This window comes from Pseudonocardia endophytica, from assembly GCF_004339565.1.
GTDB lineage: Bacteria > Actinomycetota > Actinomycetes > Mycobacteriales > Pseudonocardiaceae > Pseudonocardia > Pseudonocardia endophytica.
In genome coordinates this window covers 2,127,582-2,147,118 of record NZ_SMFZ01000001.1, presented here as the reverse complement: position 1 = coordinate 2,147,118, position 19,537 = coordinate 2,127,582, and the positions used below count along the sequence as shown (strand labels likewise).

At 74.5% G+C, this 19,537-nt stretch carries 19 protein-coding genes and 1 tRNA gene; 8 read left to right on the top strand and 12 right to left on the bottom strand.

Annotated elements, in window-relative coordinates; translation table 11 throughout:
* Positions 1-57: 57 nt before the first annotated feature.
* Positions 58-462 (bottom strand): STAS domain-containing protein, encoded by a 405-nt coding sequence (locus EV378_RS35275; RefSeq protein WP_165922212.1) that lies wholly within the window; start codon positions 460-462, stop codon positions 58-60.
* A gap of 126 nt (positions 463-588) precedes the next feature.
* Here EV378_RS35275 and EV378_RS09575 point away from each other — a divergent pair, with 126 nt between their 5' ends.
* The gene (locus EV378_RS09575) at positions 589-2,862 is read left to right on the top strand and encodes a SpoIIE family protein phosphatase (protein ID WP_165922211.1); all 2,274 of its coding nucleotides are present in this window, start codon (positions 589-591) and stop codon (positions 2,860-2,862) included.
* Between the two features lie 264 nt (positions 2,863-3,126).
* Positions 3,127-3,657, top strand: a complete 531-nt coding sequence (locus EV378_RS09570) for a hypothetical protein (RefSeq protein ID WP_132422800.1) — start codon at positions 3,127-3,129, stop codon at positions 3,655-3,657.
* A gap of 77 nt (positions 3,658-3,734) precedes the next feature.
* Here the strand turns inward: EV378_RS09570 and EV378_RS09565 are convergent, their stop codons facing one another.
* From EV378_RS09565 to EV378_RS09545, 5 genes are all read right to left on the bottom strand, one after another.
* Entirely contained in the window at positions 3,735-4,046 is a 312-nt protein-coding gene (locus EV378_RS09565) for a WhiB family transcriptional regulator (RefSeq protein ID WP_132422797.1), read from the bottom strand.
* Between the two features lie 238 nt (positions 4,047-4,284).
* The gene (locus tag EV378_RS09560; protein ID WP_132422794.1) at positions 4,285-4,689 is read right to left on the bottom strand and encodes an STAS domain-containing protein; all 405 of its coding nucleotides are present in this window, start codon (positions 4,687-4,689) and stop codon (positions 4,285-4,287) included.
* Between the two features lie 54 nt (positions 4,690-4,743).
* Positions 4,744-6,576 carry a selenocysteine-specific translation elongation factor gene (selB, locus tag EV378_RS09555; protein WP_132422791.1) on the bottom strand — a complete coding sequence of 611 codons (1,833 nt, stop codon included), beginning with the start codon at positions 6,574-6,576 and terminating at the stop codon, positions 4,744-4,746.
* Positions 6,577-6,578: 2 nt separating this feature from the next.
* Positions 6,579-7,898 (bottom strand): L-seryl-tRNA(Sec) selenium transferase, encoded by a 1,320-nt coding sequence (selA, locus tag EV378_RS09550; RefSeq protein WP_132422788.1) that lies wholly within the window; start codon positions 7,896-7,898, stop codon positions 6,579-6,581.
* Between the two features lie 43 nt (positions 7,899-7,941).
* On the bottom strand, positions 7,942-8,946 hold the full coding sequence (locus EV378_RS09545) for a DivIVA domain-containing protein (protein ID WP_132422785.1): 1,005 nt from the start codon (positions 8,944-8,946) through the stop codon (positions 7,942-7,944).
* A gap of 206 nt (positions 8,947-9,152) precedes the next feature.
* Here EV378_RS09545 and selD point away from each other — a divergent pair, with 206 nt between their 5' ends.
* Both selD and cds1 read left to right on the top strand, forming a co-directional pair.
* Positions 9,153-10,196: a selenide, water dikinase SelD gene (gene selD, locus EV378_RS09540; protein ID WP_132422782.1), complete on the top strand. Its 1,044-nt coding sequence runs from the start codon at positions 9,153-9,155 to the stop codon at positions 10,194-10,196.
* Positions 10,193-11,323, top strand: coding sequence for an L-cysteine desulfhydrase Cds1 (gene cds1, locus EV378_RS09535; RefSeq protein ID WP_481404373.1), 1,131 nt, complete (start codon positions 10,193-10,195; stop codon positions 11,321-11,323). The genes selD and cds1 overlap by 4 nt, the downstream gene beginning before the upstream one ends.
* A 3-nt stretch (positions 11,324-11,326) precedes the next feature.
* Here the strand turns inward: cds1 and EV378_RS09530 are convergent.
* Both EV378_RS09530 and EV378_RS09525 read right to left on the bottom strand, forming a co-directional pair.
* Positions 11,327-11,422, bottom strand: a tRNA-Sec gene (locus EV378_RS09530).
* Between the two features lie 13 nt (positions 11,423-11,435).
* Positions 11,436-11,828 (bottom strand): STAS domain-containing protein, encoded by a 393-nt coding sequence (locus EV378_RS09525; RefSeq protein WP_165922210.1) that lies wholly within the window; start codon positions 11,826-11,828, stop codon positions 11,436-11,438.
* Between the two features lie 238 nt (positions 11,829-12,066).
* Between EV378_RS09525 and EV378_RS09520 the strand changes: the two genes are divergently transcribed.
* The gene (locus EV378_RS09520; protein ID WP_132422779.1) at positions 12,067-12,528 is read left to right on the top strand and encodes an acyl-CoA thioesterase; all 462 of its coding nucleotides are present in this window, start codon (positions 12,067-12,069) and stop codon (positions 12,526-12,528) included.
* Between the two features lie 4 nt (positions 12,529-12,532).
* Here the strand turns inward: EV378_RS09520 and EV378_RS09515 are convergent, their stop codons facing one another.
* Entirely contained in the window at positions 12,533-13,789 is a 1,257-nt protein-coding gene (locus tag EV378_RS09515; protein ID WP_132422776.1) for a glycosyltransferase family 2 protein, read from the bottom strand.
* A 160-nt stretch (positions 13,790-13,949) separates the two neighbouring features.
* On the opposite strand from EV378_RS09515, the gene EV378_RS09510 reads away from it, so the two are divergent.
* Entirely contained in the window at positions 13,950-14,918 is a 969-nt protein-coding gene (locus EV378_RS09510; protein ID WP_341540417.1) for a patatin-like phospholipase family protein, read from the top strand.
* Positions 14,919-14,927: 9 nt separating this feature from the next.
* Positions 14,928-16,229, top strand: coding sequence for a competence/damage-inducible protein A (locus EV378_RS09505; RefSeq protein WP_132422769.1), 1,302 nt, complete (start codon positions 14,928-14,930; stop codon positions 16,227-16,229).
* A 30-nt stretch (positions 16,230-16,259) separates the two neighbouring features.
* Here the strand turns inward: EV378_RS09505 and EV378_RS09500 are convergent, their stop codons facing one another.
* From EV378_RS09500 to EV378_RS09490, 3 genes are all read right to left on the bottom strand, one after another.
* A complete protein-coding gene (locus tag EV378_RS09500) occupies positions 16,260-16,862 on the bottom strand; it encodes a superoxide dismutase (protein ID WP_132422766.1) in 603 nt (200 codons plus the stop codon).
* 223 nt (positions 16,863-17,085) lie between these two features.
* A complete protein-coding gene (locus EV378_RS09495; RefSeq protein ID WP_132422764.1) occupies positions 17,086-17,655 on the bottom strand; it encodes a DUF1697 domain-containing protein in 570 nt (189 codons plus the stop codon).
* 286 nt (positions 17,656-17,941) lie between these two features.
* On the bottom strand, positions 17,942-18,604 hold the full coding sequence (locus tag EV378_RS09490; protein ID WP_132422761.1) for a TetR/AcrR family transcriptional regulator: 663 nt from the start codon (positions 18,602-18,604) through the stop codon (positions 17,942-17,944).
* Here EV378_RS09490 and EV378_RS09485 point away from each other — a divergent pair.
* The gene (locus EV378_RS09485; protein WP_132422759.1) at positions 18,603-19,502 is read left to right on the top strand and encodes an oxidoreductase; all 900 of its coding nucleotides are present in this window, start codon (positions 18,603-18,605) and stop codon (positions 19,500-19,502) included. The two genes, EV378_RS09490 and EV378_RS09485, sit on opposite strands and share 2 nt — an antisense overlap.
* The last annotated feature ends 35 nt before the right edge of the window (positions 19,503-19,537 follow it).

The following is a 19,537-nucleotide window of genomic DNA, read 5'->3' as shown; positions in this document are numbered from 1 at the left end:
CGGTCGGTCCGCCCGATGGCGGATGTAGGGGGATCATGCGTGCTCGGTCCCCGCGGTTCAGGTGATCTCCGACGCGCTCGCCGGGTCCGGCACGTCGTCGACCGCCGGGATGATCGTGAACAGCTGCGAGGACCCGGTGACCTCGAGCGGGCGCAGCACGGCCCGGTTGGACACGACGACGTAGAGCATCCGGTTCCCGCGTGCGGCGTTCCGGGCGGCGTGGATCAGGACGCCGAGCCCGCTGGAGGCGAGGAACGTGACCCCGTCCAGGTCGATCGCGAGGTCGCCGTCCGGTACCGCCAGCAGCTCGTCGAGCGCGGTGGACAGCTGCGGTGCCGTCAGCGTGTCGATCTCGCCGGTCACGCTGAGCACCGAGAGGCCGGTCCGCGGGGTGGACAGTGACGCGCTGAGCTCGCCGGCCCCGTCGGGCTGGGTCGATGCGGATCCGAGCAGCGTGATCACCTCCGGGGAGCGGCGGGAACGGCGGGAGACGCCCGCGCGAGGATAGCGGGAGCGCGCCACGGACGGCCCGGCGAGTCCGGTCCGGGCCCGATGCCCCGGCTGCCGGCACCCACTAGTGTCGGACGTGTGTCCTGGGATCCGATGACCGGTCCGGCCGCCCCTCCGGGCGACGCGGTGGACCGCGCCGTCGACCAGGCGGTCGCGACCTCCACCGAGAGCATGGGGGCGACCCCGAGCACGTCGGCCATGCCGCACGTGCTGCACAGCGCATCGGTCGCGGTGCTCATGCTCGACGTCCGTGAGCGGCAGGTCGTGTACGCCAACGCGACCGGGATCGAGCTGACCGGCGGGACGGTCCGTCTGCCGGTGTCCATCCGGGACTGGGCGGACGCGGCCGGGCTGACCGACCTCGACGGCGAGCCGTTCGCCGACGAGTCGTCGCCGCTGGCGCGGATCGCCGCGGGCGAGACCGTGACCGGGGAGCCGGTCGCCCTGCACAGCGGGGCTCCGCTGGTCGCGGGCATCGGCGACGACGGCACCACGACGCTCGCCTGGGTCACCGGGTTCGCGCTCGCCGACGCGGGCGGCCCCGACCAGAAGGGGCCCGACCTGAACGGCTCGGGGCCGGACACCGGTGGCGGCGTCGGCGCGAGCCGTGCGCTGGCCGTGCTGCTGCCGCTCGCCGACTCGGCCGCGGGGGGCGAGGACCGCCTGACCGCCGTCCGGGACCGGGCCGTGCTGGCCACCGAGATGTCGTTCACGATCTCCGACGCCCAGAGCGACGACGACCCGCTGGCGTGGGTGAACCCGTCGTTCGAGCGGCTCACCGGGTACTCGCTGGAGGAGGTGGTCGGGACCAACTGCCGCTTCCTGCAGGGCCCGAACACCGACCGAGCGTCGGTGCGGCGGATCCGCGAGGCGTTGGACGACCGCCGCCCGATCACCGAAGTGCTGCTCAACTACCGCCGCGACGGCACCGCGTTCTGGAACCAGATCACGATCTCCCCGGTGCTCGACGGGGACGGCGAGCTGGTCAACTTCGTCGGCGTGCAGAGCGACGTCACCGAGCGGGTGATCGTCGAGCAGGAGCGGCGCGCGGCACTGGCCGACGCCGAGGCCGCACGGGCCCAGCTGCGCCTGCTGGCCGAGGCCACCACGCAGATGACCGCGGCGCTGGACACCGCGGACGCATGCACCCGCCTGGCCCGGATCGTCGTGCCGGAACTGGCCGACCTGGCCACCGTGGACCTGATCGACGCCCCCGGCGGCCACTCCCGCCAGCGGATGGCGGTGGCCGCCAGGGAGTCCGACGACGAGGAGCTGCTCAGGCGGTTCGGCCCGCTGCACGGCGGGCGCGGCGACGCGTCCGCGGCGTCGGCGGCCGGCGCGGGCCGCCCGCACCTCGTCTCCGATCTCCCCGAGTCCGGTGCCGACCAGTACCCGGACGACCCGGACGCGGCCGAGGTGTACGAACGCCTGCGGCTGCGCTCGGCGATGGTCGTGCCGCTGCGGGCCCGCGGGCGGGTGCTCGGCACGCTCACGCTCTACACGCAGTTCCCGTACGGCAGCCGGTACGGCCAGCGTGACCTGCACCTCGCCGCGGACCTCGCCGGCCGGGCGGGCCTGGCCGTGGACAACGCCCGGCTCTACGAGGTCGAGCGCGCGGCGGCCGCGACGCTGCAGCACAGCCTGCTGCCGGCGGTGCCCGACGTGCCCGGCCTGCAGATCGCGGCCCGCTACCTCGTCGGCAAGGACGGCAACCAGGTCGGCGGCGACTGGTACGACGTGCTGCCGCTGCCCGGCGGGTACGTCGGCGCCGCGGTCGGCGACGTGGTCGGCCACGACCTGTCGGCGGCGGCCGCGATGGGCCAGCTGCGCGGTGTGCTGCGCTCCTACGCGTGGGGCGGTGACCCGCCCGGTTCCGTACTGGACCGCTGCGACCAGCTCGTGCAGGGACTGGACATCGCCGCCATGGCGACGGCCGTGTACGCCGTGCTCGGCCCGGTGGCCGCGGACGGCAGCCGCGAGCTCAGCTACGCCAATGCCGGTCACCCGGCGCCGCTGCTGCGGGAGCCGGACGGCACGATCGGGCGCCTGGACGCCCACCACTCGCCGATGCTGGGCGCGGTGCCCGAGTTCGGGGTGGCCTCCGGTGCCCGGCGTGACGAGGTGGCCGTGACCTGCGCGCCCGGCTCGCTGCTCGTGTTCTACACCGACGGCCTCACCGACATCGCCGGCGAGGACGCCGACGAGCGCGCCGAGCTCATCGAGCGGACGGTCGCCGCGATGGACGCCGACGCGTCGCCGGAGGACGTCGTCGAGCGCACGCTCGAGGTGTGCCTGCCGGAGCAGCTCGGGGACGACGTGGCCCTGCTGGCGATCCGTCTGACGGCCCGCTGACGGCTGCTCCACACGGGGGAGTGAGACGACCGGCAGCCGGTCGCTCGCACACGGGCAGCGGCACTCGTCGCCCACGGATGGAGATCACGCTCGCCCGCTCGCGGACCCTCTGCCGCCACTCGTCGGACGGCCGCGAATTCACCGCGCGCACTCGGCGACGGATCCGTTGTACTTCGTGTGGCGCAGTGCATGGCGGTCGAGGGGGTCGACGCGGTGAGAACTCTTCCGGAGAGTGACCGGTCCCGACGGCTCGTTGCCGTAGCGGTGACGGCCGCGGACGTCCTCGATCCGGGCTCCGACCTTCGGCAGGTGGTCGCGGCGGCCGAGGAGATCGACGTCCTGGTGGCGCGGGTGGACTCGCCGGAACCGGCCCGGACGCCGTCGCCGGCGGACGCACTCGACTACCCCGACGAACCGGACGGGTACGCGGTCGCCGACGAGCTGCTGGCCGGGTTCACCGTCCCGTTGCCGGCCGACGAGGTGCCTGCCGTGCCGCTGCTCCCGGCCGGCCTGCACCTGCACCGCCTGGATCTGCGCTGGCCGGTGCAGGAGGCCGACGAGCCGGATCTCGTCGCCGCGCTGTCCGAGCTGATCGGTTTCGACCCCGAGGACCAGGTGTTCTGCGTGGCCCCCGGACCCGAGGGTGCGCGGGACGCCGAGCAGGCCGCCGTCGACCGGGCGGTCCGCCGGGTGGCCCGGGTGTACGGCCTGCCGGTGCTGCACTACCGGCGCGTCGCCGGTGGGGCGGGAGAAGGCGGCACCGAGGCCGACGTGGCCGTCGCACCCGCCGTCTGACGTCCGGTCCGTCGCGGACATGACTCGGCCCGCCTCCCTCGTGGTGCAGGGAGACGGGCCGGTCGGACTGTCGGGGGCTAACCGGCGGCGGCCATCCCGCGGCCGTCGGTGAGGTCCTGACGCTCCAGGATCGCGCGGCGCTCGGACTCCCCGAGGCCACCCCAGACGCCGAACGGCTCGCGGCTCGCCAGCGCGAAGCGCCGGCACTCGTTCATCACCGGGCAGCTGTGGCAGACCTGCTTGGCCTTCTCGGTCCGACGGGAGCGCGACGGGTTGCGCTCACCGTCCGGGTGGAAGAAGACGGCACTGTCCATCCCACGACACGAACCGAGACGCTGCCACTGCCACTCGTCGTCCATCGGTCCGGGGAGCCGGGATACATCACTCACGCGGTCACCTCGTCGTCTCGATCGCGCACCTGCTGTTGTCGCCGTTGGCGGTCGATTCCCGGAACGAACGGTCGGCTAAACCTCGGCATGCCGGGACACGACGGGAGGGGACGGGACACGTCGTCGTCGGAGACCTGTCGCCGTTGTGTGTGCAACAGTCGGCGCAGGTCAGACGCGGTGGCTCGCTCGGCGGACAGTCACAGCGGTCACTGTCCAGTGTTAACAGAGGTGACGTAAATCACTCTTCGAGGGCGGCCTGGACCGAGTCGCGGATCTCGAACAGATGGTGCAGGCCGGCGATGCTCAGCGGCCGGAGCACCCGGCGCTCGGTGCAGGCGAGCCGGAGCGTCGTCCCCGCCCGCTGGGCGTGCTCACGCAGCTCGATCAGCACGGCCAGCCCGCTGGTGCCCAGGAACACGACACCGTCCAGGGCGAGCACGATCGTCGACGACGAGGACATCCGATCGACGACGGCCTGCCGCAGGTCCGGGGCGGTGAGCATGTCCAGCTCGCCGGTCACGGCGACGACGAGCGTGCCCTCGGTGGGCTGGTCCAGCGTGAGGTCGAGCCCGTCATCCGTCTCCTGGCGCAGCGACGTCCCACCGCGGGCGTCGCCGGAGCCGGATACGGAGGAGTCGGTCATTGCGCCGACGGTAGGACGGCTCCCGCACGGCCGCCACTCGGGGCACCGCCCGCTCTACACCCCGCGCAACCGATGTCCACCGGACGCCGTGCGCACCGTACGTCCGTTGCGGGCCAGCCGTTCCAGCAGCGGGACGGCGACCCGGCGGGTGGTCGCGAGTGCCTGTCGCGCCGCACTGAGCGTGAACTCCTCGTCGAGCTCAGCGAGCAGCGCGACGGCACGGTCCTCGGCGTCCGGGAGCAGCACCACCTCGGGGCTCGTCCCCGGCGTGATCCGGAGCAGCTCGCCCGCACGTTCCAGGGACGCCAGCTCGCGGGGCCCGAGCCCGAGCGCGGCGAGCCGGTCCGCGTCCGGCGCCGCGAACGGGGTGTCGGTGAGCTCGGCGTGCAGCGCGTCCATGGCCGCGCGCACCGCGTCCGGCAGCCCACCGCCCGTCGCGGACCGCACCCGCCCCCCGTCGACGACGAGATCCCGCGGACCGGCGTCGCGGGACGCGGCGAGCACGACCGGGACGAGCGCGCTGTCCGGGAGCCCTGCCGCGCGCCGGGCCGCCGCGAGCGGGAGTCCGGGGTCGAGCGGGTCGGTGCGGTCGTGGGCGGCGACGGCGGCGGCCAGGTCGCGTGCCGCCGCCCCGGCACGGTCCGGGTCGAGCAGCCACCCCGCTCCTCCGGGCACGCGTGCGGCCAGCCCGTCCACGTCGGGCTGCGGGATGCCCATCGCGCGCAGGTCGTCCGCCCGTACCGCGCCGCGGCGGGTCAGCTCGGCCGTCGCGTCCGGTGTCCCGGTGGCGTCCGCCAGATCGTCGGCCCGGCGGGCGGCGGCTCCCCGGCGGCGCAGCGCCGGTGGGGCGACGTCCAGCACGGTCACCCCGGCGAGCACCCGGCGCCCGCCGGGATCGCGCAGCACGGCGCGGTCACCGATCCGCAGCGGGAGCGGCCGGGCGAGCCGCAGCCGCACCAGGCCGCCGTCGTCGGGCCCCAGCGGGCGGACCCGGACCGGGACGGCGACCGAACCGGCGTGCAGGGTCAGCTCGGTCGGCAGGTCGGTCGCGGCAGGCTCGCCACGCAGGCCACCGAGCCGGACGTCGATCTCGCCGGCCCGCAGCCACCGTCCGGACAGCAGCACGTCGCCGCGCCGGACGCGGTCGCGCGGCACCCCGCGCAGGTTCACCGCGACCCGCGCCACCGGGTGTGCCTCGTCGACCGGCTCCCCGAGGGCTTGCAGCGCGCGCACTCCGACGGTGAGCGGCCCGTCGCCGGTGTCCAGCTCCAGCTCGTCGCCGGTCCGCAGGGTGCCGGCGGGCAGCGTGCCGGTGACGACCGTGCCGGAGCCGCGGACGGTGAACGCGCGGTCCACCCAGAACCGGACGTCGGCACCGGCGTCCGGGGCCGGCAGCCCGCCGACGAGCTCCTCCAGCGCGGACCGCAGCGCGTCGATCCCGGAGCCGGTGGTGGCCGACACGGCGACGGCGGGCCAGTCCCATCCGCGGGCGGCGAGCTCGGCGCGGGCGTCCTCTCCCGCCAGCTCCGGGTCCAGCAGGTCGGACCGGGTCACGACGAGCAGTCCCCGCGAGACGCCGATCGCCTCCAGCGCGTCCGCGTGCTCGGCGGACTGCGGCATCCAGCCCTCGTCGGCGGCGACGACGAACAGCGCCGCGGGCACCGGCCCGGCACCGGCGAGCATGGTGGACACGAACCGCTCGTGGCCCGGCACGTCGACGAACGCGACCGTGTCCCCACCGGGAAGAGTGGTCCAGGCGAAGCCGAGGTCGATCGTCATGCCGCGGCGCCGCTCCTCCGCGAAGCGGTCCGGCTCCATCCCGGTCAGGGTGCGCACGAGGGTCGACTTGCCGTGGTCGACGTGCCCCGCCGTGCAGACGACGTGCACGCTCAGATCTCCGGTGCGACGGCGTGCACGGCGGCCGCCAGCTCGTCGTCGGCCTCCGGCGGCAGGGCGCGCAGGTCCAGCAGGCAGCGCCCGCCGGCGAGCCGGCCCAGCACGGCGGGGTCGGCGCCCCGCAGCGCCGCGGCGAACGGCTCCGGCAGCGACACGGCAGCACTGTCCAGCTCGACGCCGGGTGCCCCGCCGCCGCCGACGGTCGCGACCGTGGGCACCGCGCGCGCGTCCACCCCGTCGTCGGCCAGCCGGGCGGCCAGCCGTTCCGCCCTGGCCACCAGCTCCGCCGGGTCGGTGTCCAGCGCGGCGCGGACCGGGGTCGGGGGACCGACGAGGGTCGCCTCCAGCGCGGCCAGCGTCAGCTTGTCCACCCGCAGCGCGCGGGCCAGCGGATGCCTGCGCAGCCGGGTGACGAGCTCGGCGCCGCCGAACAGCAGGCCGGCCTGCGGGCCGCCGAGCAGCTTGTCCCCGGACGCGGTCACGAGGTCCGCTCCCGCGGCCAGCGTGCTCGCGACGTCCGGCTCGTCCGGCAGCAGCGGGTGCGGGGCGAGCAGCCCGGACCCGATGTCGGCGACGACCGGGACGCCGATCCCGGCCAGGTCCGCGACATCCACCTCGGAGGTGAACCCGCTGACCACGAAGTTCGACGGGTGCACCTTGAGCACGAAGGCCGTGTCCGGTCCGATCGCGTCGGTGTAGTCGCGCAGGTGCGTCCGGTTCGTCGTCCCGACCGGGCGCAGCCGCGCGCCGGTGGACTGCAGCAGATCCGGCAGCCGGAACCCGTCGCCGATCTCGACGAGCTCCCCGGCCGACACGACGATCTCCCGCCCGCCGGAGGCGAGCGCGGTCGCGACGAGCGCGACGGCCGCCGCGTTGTTGTTCACCACGTGCGCCGCCGCGGCGTTCGGCACGGCCTCCAGCAGCGCGTCCACCGCCGCCGCGCCCCGACGGCCGCGGGTGCCGGTGGCCATGTCCAGCTCGACGTCGCAGGTCCCGGACGCGCGCGCCACGGCGTCTCTGGCCGATGTGGACAGTGGCGCCCGGCCGAGGTTCGTGTGCAGCAGCACGCCGCTCGCGTTGAGCACCGGCGTGATCGTCGCCGACCCGCCGGACAGCGCCGCGAGCGCGGCGGCTGGCACGTCCTCGGGGACGATCTCGCCGCGACGGGCCCGCTCCTGCGCGCCGTGCACGGCCCGCTTCACCCGGTCCCGTCCGATCCGCTCGACGGCGGCCGAGACGTCCGGGCGGGCCAGCACGTGGTCGGTCCGCGGCACGCGCCGGCGCGGGTCGGCGGGGACGTCCGTGCCGGTCATGTCCCGCACGGTAGACGCCGCGCCGGGCGCCGACCGGCCGGAGTCAGGTGCGGTCGGCGGTGGCGGCGGCCGGGGTGCCGCCCGCGGGGGTGGCGTCCTCGGTCGCCGGCCGGTCGCGCTGCGCCGGGAGCGAGACCACGACGGGCGTCGCAGCCGTCTCGGCGGTGGTCTCGGCCACGGCGTGCTCCGCGACCTCGTCCGTGGACGCCGTGGAGGCCGGGGTCTCCGCGACCGGCTCCGTCTCCGCGACGACGTCGGCAGCGTCCGCGACGTCGGCGGCGTCGGCGGCGTCGGCGATGGTGCCGTGATCGGTGTCCGCACCGGTCCCCGGCCCGGTCGCGGGGTTCTCCGGCCCGGCCGCCGGAACGTGCACCGGCACCGGCCCGGTCGCGACGATCGAGGCGGTCACCGGTACCGGCCGGGGCTCCGGCAGCCGCGGCACTGGCTCGTGCGCCCGCGGTGCCTGCTCCTGCGGAACGGGCGCGTCGAGCGCCCGCAGCTCGGCGCCGAGCGCCGCGTGCAGGCGCGCGATCTCACCGCGCACGGCGCCCCGCAGGCCCTGCACGTGCTCGTGCATCGACGCGGCCGTGTCGGCCCGCTGCTCGGCGTCCCGTCTGGCGTCCGCCACCTCGGCCCGCACCCGGGAGAACGCGCGTTCCGCGTCGTCGCGCACCCGGTCCGCGTCGGCCCGCACCCGCGCCGCCTCGGCACGGGCCTGGGCGATCGTGCGCTCCGCCTCCTGGTGCGCGAGCTCCCGGATGTCGGCCGCCTCGACCTCGGCGCGCTCCCGGCGCAGGTGCGCGTCGTGTTCGGCCATCCGCAGGATCCGCTCGGCGCGCACACCGAACGTGTCCGGCGCCGCGTCCCGGCTCCGCACCTCGTCCAGCGAGGACTGGAGCGAGGCGGCCGTGTGCCGCGCCTCGTCCCGCTCCGCCTCCAGCGCCTCGATCACCTCACGGACCCGGTCGACCCAGGCGTCCACCTGGGTCGTCCGGTACCCGCGGCGCGTGACCTCGAAGCCCGGCTGGTCGTCCCGGTCCCCGGCCATCACGCCTGTCCTCTCGACGTCACGAATTCTCCCTCGGCGAAGCCCGCCCGAAGTCTGCGTCCCCCGATCGGGTGGCGCCCAGCCTACGTCGCCGGACGGCCCGGCCGTCGCGTCCGGCGGCTCACGGTCGCCGACGGACCGCGATGGGTAGCGTGGTGACCGCCCGGCGCAGCGCAGGCGGTTTCCGGGATCGCGGGAGGGTGTCGATGAGCGACAACGGAATCGGCCGTCGTCTGACGGAGTTCAGCCACGGCGCGGGGTGCGGGTGCAAGCTGGGGCCGGGCGCGCTGACCGACGTGCTCGGCAGGCTGACGCCGCCGTCGCACCCGGACCTGCTGGTCGGCACGGACACCGGCGACGACGCGGCCGTCTGGCGGATCGCTCCGGACCGCGCGCTCGTCGCGACCACGGACTTCTTCACCCCGATCGTCGACGACGCGCGCACGTGGGGCGCGATCGCCGCGACGAACGCCGTCTCGGACGTCTACGCGATGGGCGGCACGCCGCTGTTCGCGCTGAACCTGGTCTGCTGGCCGTCCGACGCGCTGGGGCCGGAGACGCTCGCCGAGGTGCTGGCCGGTGGCGCGGACGTCGGCGCGAAGTGCGGGTTCGCCGTCGTCGGCGGCCACACGGTGGACGACCCGGAGCCGAAGTACGGGCTGGCCGTCGTCGGCGAGGTGCATCCGGACCGGGTGCTCACGAACGCCGGCCTGCGTCCCGGCGACGCGCTCGTGCTGACCAAGCCGCTCGGTGTCGGGGTGCTCAGCACGGCGATCAAGAAGGGGCACGCGGCGCCGGAGCGGGTCGAGGCGGCGGTGACCGTGATGACCACGCCGAACGCGGACGCGTCCCGCGCGGCCGTGGACGCGGGCGCCACCGGCTGCACCGACGTCACCGGCTACGGGCTGCTCGGACATCTCGTCAAGATGACGGCGGCGTCCGGTGTGGACGCGCACGTCGACGTCGCGGACGTGCCGGTGCTGGACGGGGTGCGTGACCTGGTGGCCGACGGCGTCGTGCCCGGCGGGACCCGGCGCAACCGCGAGTGGGTCGCCGACCGGGTCCGGCCCGGCGCGTTCGACGAGACCGACGTGCTGCTGCTCGCCGACGCCCAGACCTCCGGGGGGCTGCTGTTCGGCGCCGAGCCGGACCGCGCCGACGCGGCCGTCGCGGCGCTGCGCTCGCAGGGGCACCCGGCGGCGCGGATCGGGACGGTGGAGGCGGGCACCGGGCTGGTGCACCTGCGGTGAGCGAGCGTGCGAGCGAACCATCGACGCGGAGTGAGGTCGTCGACCGCTCCTGCGCCCGGACCCGGTCCTGGACCGACGAGGCGATGCGCCGCGTACAGGCCGACGCGAACCGCTCGGCGGACACGCACCTGCACGTCGTCGACCTGCCCGCGGAGTGGGGCGTGCATCTCTACCTCAAGGACGAGTCGGTCCACCCGACCGGCAGCCTCAAGCATCGGCTGGCCCGCTCGCTGTTCCTGTACGCGCTGGCCAGCGGGTGGATCACCCGGACGACGACGGTCGTCGAGGCCAGCTCCGGCTCGACGGCCGTGTCTGAGGCGTACTTCGCCCGGCTGATCGGCGTGCCGTTCGTCGCCGTGATGCCGCGGACGACGAGCCCGGAGAAGGTCGCGTTGATCGAGCGCGAGGGCGGTCGCTGCCACTTCGTCGAGCGGGGTCCGGACGTGTACGCCGAGGCCGAGAACCTGGCGCGCGAGTGCGGCGGGCACTACATGGACCAGTTCACCTACGCCGAGCGCGCCACGGACTGGCGGGGCAACAACAACATCGCCGAGTCGATCCTCGCCCAGCTGGGCGATGAGCCGTACCCGGTGCCCGAGTGGATCGTGGTCGGCGCGGGCACCGGCGGTACGTCGGCGACGGTCGGTCGCTACCTGCGCTACCGCCGCCTGCCGACCCGCCTGGCCGTCGTCGACCCGGAGAACTCGGCGTACTTCCCCGGCTGGGCGTCCGGCGCGCACGACTACGCGACCGGCATGCCGTCGCGCATCGAGGGCATCGGGCGACCGCGGATGGAGCCCAGCTTCGTGCCGGACGTGATCGACGTGATGGTCCCGGTCCCGGACGCCGCGAGCGTGGCGGCCGTGCGGCACCTGCACGACCTGACCGGCCGCTGGGCGGGCGGGTCGACCGGGACGAACCTGTGGGGCGTCTGGCAGCTGATCGCCGGGATGCTGCGCGACGGCCGCCGCGGCAGCGTCGTGACGCTGATCTGCGACGGCGGCGAGCGCTACCGCCACAGCTACTTCGACGACGGCTGGGTCGCCTCCCATGGCATGGACCTCGCGCCCTACCGGCGCACGATCGACCGGTTCCTGGACAGCGGAGTCTGGGAGGCGCCTGCCTGACGTTGGCGGAGGCGGACGGGAATCGAACCCGCCTGGCCGAGATGCTCGGCCACGTCGGTTTTGAAGACCGCGGGGGCCACCAGGCACCCAGACGCCTCCCTGGCGGGCGGTCTCAGCCGGTCGTCAGTGCCTCCGGGACGCCGTCCGCCACGTCGAACACGCTCATCAGGCCGGTCGCCTCGAGCGCCCGCGTCACGGTGTGCGACCCGCACACCAGGCGCAGCCGCTTGCCGGCGCGGTCGGCCTCGTCCTTGCCCGCGACGAGCGCGGCCAGTCCCGCGGAGCCCAGGAACGTGACCCGGGACAGGTCCACCACGACCAGGTCGGCCGCGGCGAGGCGGGTGGTCAGCTGTTCGCCGACCACCGGCCCGGTCATCGTGTCGATCTCGCCGACCACGCCGACGACGACCGCGCCGCCGTCGTGCTCGACCACCTCGAAGCGGACGACCTCGCCGACGTCGGGGGTCGACCCGTCCCCCACACCGGTGGGCGTCTCACTGCTCATGTGCACCGTGCTCCCTCGACAGATCGCCGGGCCGGGGGCGGAGCTCCGGCTCCGGACGTTCGTCACGCTGCGTGTACGTCGTCCGCCGCTGCTTGACGGAACGTCCACGCCGCTGGAGCTCCAGCGTAGCCCGGACCCACGGTAACCCTAGGCAGCAGGTCCGCCGGGGCACAACAACGTCGCACGGCGGGGTGGCCGGACCGCGGGAAGTGTCACCGACCTGTGATGATCCGGAGTCATGAGCGCAGAACCGCCCGCCCAGTTCCAGCTCACGATCGACGTCCGGTCGTACGAGGTCGACGTGAACGGGCACGTCAACCACGCCGTGTACCACCAGTACGCGGAGCACGCCCGGATGGAGCACTTCCGTGCCGCCGGTCTCTCTCAGGCGCGGCTCTCCGGGCACGGGGCGACGATCGTGCTGCTCGCCACGACCGCCAACTTCCGTTCCGAGCTGCTCGCCGGTGAGCAGCTCACGGTCGACTCGGAGCTGGCGTTCGGCGAGGGGCGGGCGTTCACGATGCGTCACCGGATCGTGCGGACGGTGGACGTCGACGGCAACCCGGCGGGCGACGTGCTGGCCGCGGACGTCGACTGCACGCTGGGTGTCATGGACGTCGTCACGCGCAAGCTGCTGCACGGCCCGCGCGACCGGCTGGCCGCCGCCGCGACGGACGTCGCGCTGCTCGATCCGCGGTAGGCGCTCAGCAGTGCGTCGGCGTGGGCACGGCCAGTGCCCGCGTCGGCGCGTCCTCGTGCTCCGGCACGAGAACCGGCACCGAGCCGCCCGCGCGGCGCACGGCCCGTCGCGACCGCAGGTAGGCCGGTGCCCCGGCGAGCATCCCGCGGTGGCGGGTGCGGTCCGCGTCGGTCGGGATGGCATCGCCCGCGCTCGCCTCCCGCTCGGAGATGTAGCGCAGGCGGGCGACGGCGGCGGGCAGCCTGCGCAGCGCGGCCGACCGGCCGTGGCGGCTGAGCGCGACCTTGGCCAGGAAGCTGCCGAGACCGACGGCGTAGCCCTGAAGCTGCGAGCGCAGGGCGGCCTGGTCGGGTCGGTGGTGGTGCCAGACGAACGCGCCGGGGGCGTAGCCGACGGCGTGACCGGCCAGCACCATCCGCACGAAGAACTCGCAGTCCTCGCCGCCGTGGGTCGGCGTGCCAGGGCCGAGCGCCTCGTCGAAGCCGCCCGCGGCGCGCGCCCGCGGAGCGTGCACGGCCATGTTCGCGCCGATGCCGAACAGCCCGGGGGAGAACGGGAAGATCGGGGAGTCGGCTGGCGGCTCGGCCAGCGAGAACGTCCGGGCGGCGAAGCCCTTGTTCCACGCCAGCGCGATGTCCGCGGCCCGCTCCTCCGGCGAGGCCAGCCGCGCGGCCAGCACCGGGCCGGACAGGCACGCCAGGTGCCGGTCCGCGGCGAACGCGCCCGCGATCCGGCCGGCCCACGAGCGGTCCACCTCGGTGTCGTCGTCGGTGAACGCGACGATGTCCGTGCGGGCCTCGGCGAGCCCGCGGTTACGACCCACCGAGGCACCACGGCGGGTCTCGCGCACGTACCGGACGCGCGGGTCGTCGAACGCGTCGACCACGCGGGCGGTGCGCTCGTCGTCCGGGTCGTTGTCCACGACGACCACGCGGATGGCCGGGTGGTCGCCCGCCAGCACGCTGCGCAGGCACCGGCCGAGACTCTCCGGACGGTTCCGGGTGGCGATCACGACGGTGACCGGGTCGTCGCACACCGGAGCGCCCGCGACGGCGTCGGCCGGGCCGAGCGCCGCGCACGCCTCGTCGATCACGGATGCGGCGACGAACCCGTCGGTCACCGGCACCGTCACCTGACCCTGCGGTGTCCCCGCGACGGTGACCAGAAGTCGTGCCGCGCAGAAGGACGGATCGACCCGGAGGTCGGCCGCCGGAGCGAGACGATCGATCTCGCCCACCCAGGTCGGTTCGTTCGGTGCCATGGCTGCAAGTCTCCTGTCTTCCGCTGAGACGACACTGAGAGTCGCTGTGAACGCGCTGTGCGTCACACTGAGTGAAGATCACTGTCCGATTCGTCCCGACCCGGTGATGCGATCGGATGAGAGCAGACGTAACCGCTGGTGGGCGGCCTAGGCTGATCGCGTGTGTCCAGGTCGGGTAATCGACTCCCTGCGTGGCGACCGGGACGTGTTTTCGGTGCTGCGCAGGCGACACGCCGAAGGAACGGGGCCGCACGACCGTCGCGATCACGATCGGGTGGCGGTGGTCGTCGGTGGCGGGGGCATGCGGGGTGCCTACGCTGCGGGAATGCTGGATGCGCTGTCCTCGGACGGGTGGCGCGGCGCGGTCGACGTCATATACGGAGCTTCGTCCGGTTCGTTCCTCGCCGCCTGTTTCGCGGCAGGGCACGCCGGGCCCGCGGCGGCCGGTTTCTCCGCCGACCTGGCCTCGCCCGCGTTCGTCGACCTCCGCCGGTTCGGGCGCCGTCCGGTGCTGTCCCTGGACCATCTCGTCGACCACGTGCTCGGCGTGACGCGCCCGATGCCGTGGGACGCGCTCGCCGCCAGCCGGACCGGGGTACGGATCGTCGCGACGGCCGTCGACGACCTGCGCGCCCGCACGCTCGACGACCTCCGCACCCCGGACGACTGGCGGAGTGCGCTGCGGGCCAGCGCCGCGATCCCGATCTTCGCGGGCCCCGCCGTCGAGCACCGCGGCCGGTTCTGGATCGACGGCTCGATCGGTGAGCCGCTCGCGCTGGCCCGAGCCGTCCGCGACGGCGCGACCCACGTGCTGGTGCTGCTGTCCCGCCCGGTCTCCGAGCTGCGACCGGGCACCGACGCCGGCCTGTCGTGGTGGGCCCGCGCGCTGGACCGTGCGCGACCGGGGCTCGGGTCGCTGGCGCAGGGCACCCGCCGTTACGGCGCGGACCTCGCGATGGTCACCGATCCGGACCATCCGGACCGGGCCGGTGCGCGGGTCGCCGCGGTCGAGCCGTGGCGCGGGACCGGGATGGGTGCGCTGACCGTCGATCCCGGACCGGTCGGGGAGGCCGTGCGGGTCGGCGCGGAGTCGATGCGAGCCGCGCTCACCGGGCCGATCACGGGGTAGCTTCCCGTCATGGCTGAGAGCGCTCCCGGACGTCCCACCGCCGCCGTCCTCGTCACCGGGAGCGAGCTGCTCACCGGCCACGTCCGCGACGCGAACGGCCCGTTCGTGGCCCGCGAGCTCGGGGGCCTCGGGTTCGAGATCGCCGAGCTGATGCTCGTCGGGGACCGGCCGGAGGACCTGCGCGCGGCCCTGGAGTTCGTCGCGGCCTCCGGCGTCGCGCTCGTGGTGACCAGCGGTGGGCTCGGGCCGACCGCGGACGACCTGACCGCCGACGTCGTCGCCGAGTTCTGCGGTGCTCCCATGCGGCTCGACGAGGCGTTGCGCGGCCGGATCCACGACAAGATCGCCGGCTGGGCGTCGCGGGCCGGGTTCGACGGCCCCGCCCTGAACGCCGCGACGGCGAAGCAGTCGATGGTCCCGGACGGGGCGTCCGTGCTGGAGCCGGTCGGGACGGCGCCCGGCCTGGTGCTGCGCCGCGGCGAGGGACCGCTCGTCGTCGTGCTCCCCGGCCCGCCCCGCGAGCTGCAGGGCATGTGGCCCGCCGTGCTCACCTCGCCCCCGGTCGCCGACCTGCTGTCGACCGTGCCGCGCGCCGAGGCCCGGCTGCTGCGGTTCTTCGGCCTGCCGGAGTCGGAGATCGCCGTGACGCTGCAGGAGCTGGGCCGCGAGCGCGACCTGTCCCGCGTCGAGATCACCACCTGCCTGCGCCGGTCCGAGCTGGAGGTGGACCTGCACCCGCTGCCCGGCGCGGAGGCCGAGTCCGCCGAGATCGCCGCCGAGATCGCCGAGCGGCACCGCAGGCGTCTGATCAGCGACGTCGGCACGACGACCGACGAGCTGCTGGCCCGCGCCCTGCTCGACGGGGGGCTGAGCGTTGCGACGGGGGAGTCCTGCACCGCCGGCCTGCTGGCCGGGCGGCTGGTGGACCGGGCGGGCTCGTCGGCGTACGTGTCCGGCGGCGTCGTCGCCTACTCGAACGAGGCGAAGACCTCGATGCTGGACGTGCCGGCCGAGATGATCGCGACCCACGGTGCCGTCTCGCCGGAGGTCGCCCGCGCTCTGGCGGACGGGGCGCGGGCGCGGTTCGGCGCCGACATCGGGATCGGCATCACCGGCGTGGCCGGTCCGGACGGCGGCACGGAGGCCAAGCCCGTCGGCTACGTCTGCTTCTGCGTGACGACCTCGGACGGCCAGGTGATCGCCCGCGATCCCACGCTGCCGGGCAGCCGGGCCGACGTGCGGGAGCGCTCCGTCGACACCGGGATGCACATGCTGCTGCGTGCGGCGGGCGGCCTGCCCGGGCGCCTGTAGGTCCTCCGGCGCCCGGGCGGGCCCGCGCCGTCAGCCCCGGCGGGCGGCGTCGAACCGCTCGTGGGCGTCGGCCCAGTTCACGACGTTCCACCACGCCTTCACGTAGTCCGGCTTCACGTTCTGGTAGTCCAGGTAGAACGCGTGCTCCCACATGTCGAGCATGACGATCGGGGTCTGGCCGGCCGGGAGGTTGGCCTGCTGGTCGTAGAGCTGGTGGACCAGCAGCCGCTGCCCGAGCGTGTCCCAGCCGAGGATCGCCCAGCCGGAGCCCTGGATCGTCGTCGCGGCGGCCGTGAAGTGGGCCTGGAACCCGTCGAACGACCCGAAGTGCTCGTCGATCGCGGAGCCCAGCTCACCGGTCGGCTTGTCGCCGCCGTCCGGGGACAGGTTCTTCCAGAAGATCGAGTGGTTGACGTGGCCGCCGAGGTTGAACGCCAGCGTCTTCTCCAGCCCGACGATCGCGCCGAAGTCGTTCTTCTCGCGTGCCTCGGCCAGCTTGTCGATCGTGCCGTTCAGGCCCGTGACGTAGGTGTTGTGGTGCTTGTCGTGGTGCAGCTCCATGATCTTCGCGGAGATGTGCGGAGCGAGTGCGCCGTAGTCGTACGGCAGGTCCGGGAGCGTGTACTCGGCCATCGATCGGGGCCTCCTTCGTCGTTCGCTGCTGCTCGTGCAACCTAGTCGCAACGGCCGGATACCCGCGACTGCTGGGCCCCACGCATGGACGTGAGCCCCCGCACCGGATACGCTGATGCAAGTCACTGGCAGCAGCGGTGGCTCCCGGTGGATGATCGTTCTGGCAGCTCGACACCCGCCGACGCGTCACCGCCGCCCGGGCTCGTCTCCGGGCGGCGGTGCGTTATCCCTCCACCATGGACTGCATCGTCGTGACGGTCGCCCAGTTCCGGGCCGTCCCGCCGCCGTCCGGGGCCTTCGTGAACGGGGGGCGCAGCAGGCGGGTGGCCAGCTCGCTGCGGCCGAGACCCTCCGGCAGGTGCAGGTAGAGCACGCGCCCGACGGCCGTCGCGTCGTCCGGAACCCCGGTCTTCTCCCGCGCGGCCTCGACGACCTGTGCGACGGCGTCGATCTCGGCCTGCGCGATCGGCGCGGCGCGGAACACGGCGTGCAGGAGCTTCGGCGTCTCCTCGACGGCCGGGTAGGGGTTGTCCGCGACGGCCCGCGCGTACTCGTCGCGGTCCAGGACGACGACCGGCACCGCCAGCCCGAGCTCCCGGTCCAGCGCGGCCGCGATCCCGTCGGCGACGACGGTGGAGTCCGGCTCGGTGCTGGTCAGGACGGCGTTGCCGCTCTGGATGTAGGTGGCGACGTCGGTGTGGCCGAGTTCGCCGAGGATCCGGCGGAAGTCGGCCATGGCGAGCTTGCGACCGCCGACGTTGATCCCGCGCACCAGCGCGACGTGTGTGGGCACGGCGACATCGTGGCAGCAGAACGCCCGTCGGCAATGTTGACGAAGCGCATTGCCCCGGCCGTGACCGTTGCCAGAGGGTCGTGCCGGTGTGGACCAGGGCGGTCGCGCTGCGACGAGTGCTGCCGCTCGCCGTCGCCGTGGCGGTGCTCGCCGGGTGCTCGGTGCAGGCCGTCCCGACCGCGGCCCCGCCGTCCACCTCCGCGGACCCCCGGACGCTCAGGGCTGATGATCCACGGTCGTGGAGCGGGCTGTTCGCTCACCGAACTCGCCGCTCCGCAACCGTGGATCAACCAGTCGGGCCCGCCCCGCGGACGAACTGCGTGACGGCGGTCTCCACCAGGTCGTCGAGCAGCGAGGGCTCGACGAGGTTGCCGTTGATCACCGCCGCGATGCCCTGCATCGTCGCGAACAGCACGATCCCCACCCGCTCGGGATCACCGGCGGCGAGCGCGCCGGCGGCCTGCCCTTCGGTGATCAGGTCGTACATCAGCGCGAACGCCGGCGCCGCCGCCTCGACGACGCAGTCGGCGCCCGGACGGTGCTTGCTCGCGAACATCAGCCCGAGCAGCGCCGCGTCCTCGACGGCGAACCGGATGTAGGCCGTCACCGTGGCCCGCAGCCGCGGCACGAACGCGGTCCCCGCGCCGTCGAGCGCCGCGCGGAGCTCCGCGCCCAGCCGGTCGAACCCGGCCTCGGCCAGCGCGTCGAGCAGTGCCTGACGGTCCGGGAAGTGCCTGCGCGGCGCCGCGTGGCTGACACCGACGTCACGGGCCAGCTCACGCAGCGAGAGCTGGCCCGCCCCGTGCTCGCGCAGGCTGTGCTCGGCGGCGGTGAGCAGGGCGGAGCGGAGCTGTCCGTGATGGTAGGGCCGCTCGGTCACGTCGGAGATCCTATGCCGCGACGGGTAGGCGTTGCCAACTTTGTTGGCGATGACTACATTGTTGCTCATGGCTACTTTCTCCTTCGCGGACATGCCGGACATGACCGGCCGCACCGTCGTCGTCACCGGGGCGAACAGCGGCATCGGCCGCGTCGCCGCCCGCGTCATGGCCGGGCGGGGCGCGCGTGTCCTGCTGGGTGTGCGGGACGTGGCCAAGGGCCACGAGGCCGCCGCGTCGATGACCGGCGAGACCGACGTGCGCCGCCTCGACCTGGCCGACCTCGCGTCGGTCCGCGCGTTCGCCGACGCCGTCGACGAGCCCGTCGACCTCCTGGTCAACAACGCCGGCCTGATGATCCCGCCGCTGGGCCGCACGGCGGACGGGTTCGAGCTGCAGTTCGGCACGAACCACCTGGGCCACTTCGCGCTGACGAACCTGCTGCTGCCGCGGGTCACGGGGCGGGTGGTCACGGTGTCCTCGGTCGGCCACCGGGCCGGCTCGATCGAGTTCGACGACCTGAACTGGGAGCGCCGCCGCTACCGCGCGATGTCCGCCTACGCGCAGTCGAAGCTCGCCAACCTGCTGTTCACCTCGGAGCTCCAGCGCCGGCTGACCGAGGCGGGCTCTCCGGTCCTCGCGACGGCGGCGCACCCCGGCATGGCGTCGACGAACCTGTTGCGCCCCACGGGGCCGTGGGCCCGGCTCCGGGCGGTCCAGAACGGCGTCGTCCACCTCGTCGCGCAGAGCGAGGAGGACGGCGCGCTGCCGACCCTGTACGCGGCCGTGGCCGACGTGCCGGGCGACAGCTACGCGGGACCGGGAGGCCTGGGGGAGACCCGCGGAGCCCCTCGCCTGGTCGGCCGCTCGCGAGCGGCTCGCGACACCGCCGTCGCCCGTCGCCTGTGGACGGTCTCCGAGCAGCTCACCGGCGTCACGTTCTCGTTGACCAGGGCCGACGCCGCCTGACCCGATCCAGGCCGTGAGGCGACGTCCGCGGTCGG

Coding starts and splice junctions, on each gene's coding strand:
- EV378_RS09500 (WP_132422766.1), bottom strand. CDS start 16,862: ATGGCCGAGTACACGCTCCCGGACCTGCCGTACGACTACGGCGCACTC.
- EV378_RS09505 (WP_132422769.1), top strand. CDS start 14,928: ATGGCTGAGAGCGCTCCCGGACGTCCCACCGCCGCCGTCCTCGTCACC.
- EV378_RS09490 (WP_132422761.1), bottom strand. CDS start 18,604: ATGAGCAACAATGTAGTCATCGCCAACAAAGTTGGCAACGCCTACCCG.
- EV378_RS09485 (WP_132422759.1), top strand. CDS start 18,603: ATGGCTACTTTCTCCTTCGCGGACATGCCGGACATGACCGGCCGCACC.
- selA (WP_132422788.1), bottom strand. CDS start 7,898: ATGACCGGCACGGACGTCCCCGCCGACCCGCGCCGGCGCGTGCCGCGG.
- EV378_RS09560 (WP_132422794.1), bottom strand. CDS start 4,689: ATGACCGACTCCTCCGTATCCGGCTCCGGCGACGCCCGCGGTGGGACG.
- EV378_RS09520 (WP_132422779.1), top strand. CDS start 12,067: ATGAGCGCAGAACCGCCCGCCCAGTTCCAGCTCACGATCGACGTCCGG.
- selD (WP_132422782.1), top strand. CDS start 9,153: ATGAGCGACAACGGAATCGGCCGTCGTCTGACGGAGTTCAGCCACGGC.
- EV378_RS09545 (WP_132422785.1), bottom strand. CDS start 8,946: ATGGCCGGGGACCGGGACGACCAGCCGGGCTTCGAGGTCACGCGCCGC.
- EV378_RS09515 (WP_132422776.1), bottom strand. CDS start 13,789: ATGGCACCGAACGAACCGACCTGGGTGGGCGAGATCGATCGTCTCGCT.
- EV378_RS09525 (WP_165922210.1), bottom strand. CDS start 11,828: ATGAGCAGTGAGACGCCCACCGGTGTGGGGGACGGGTCGACCCCCGAC.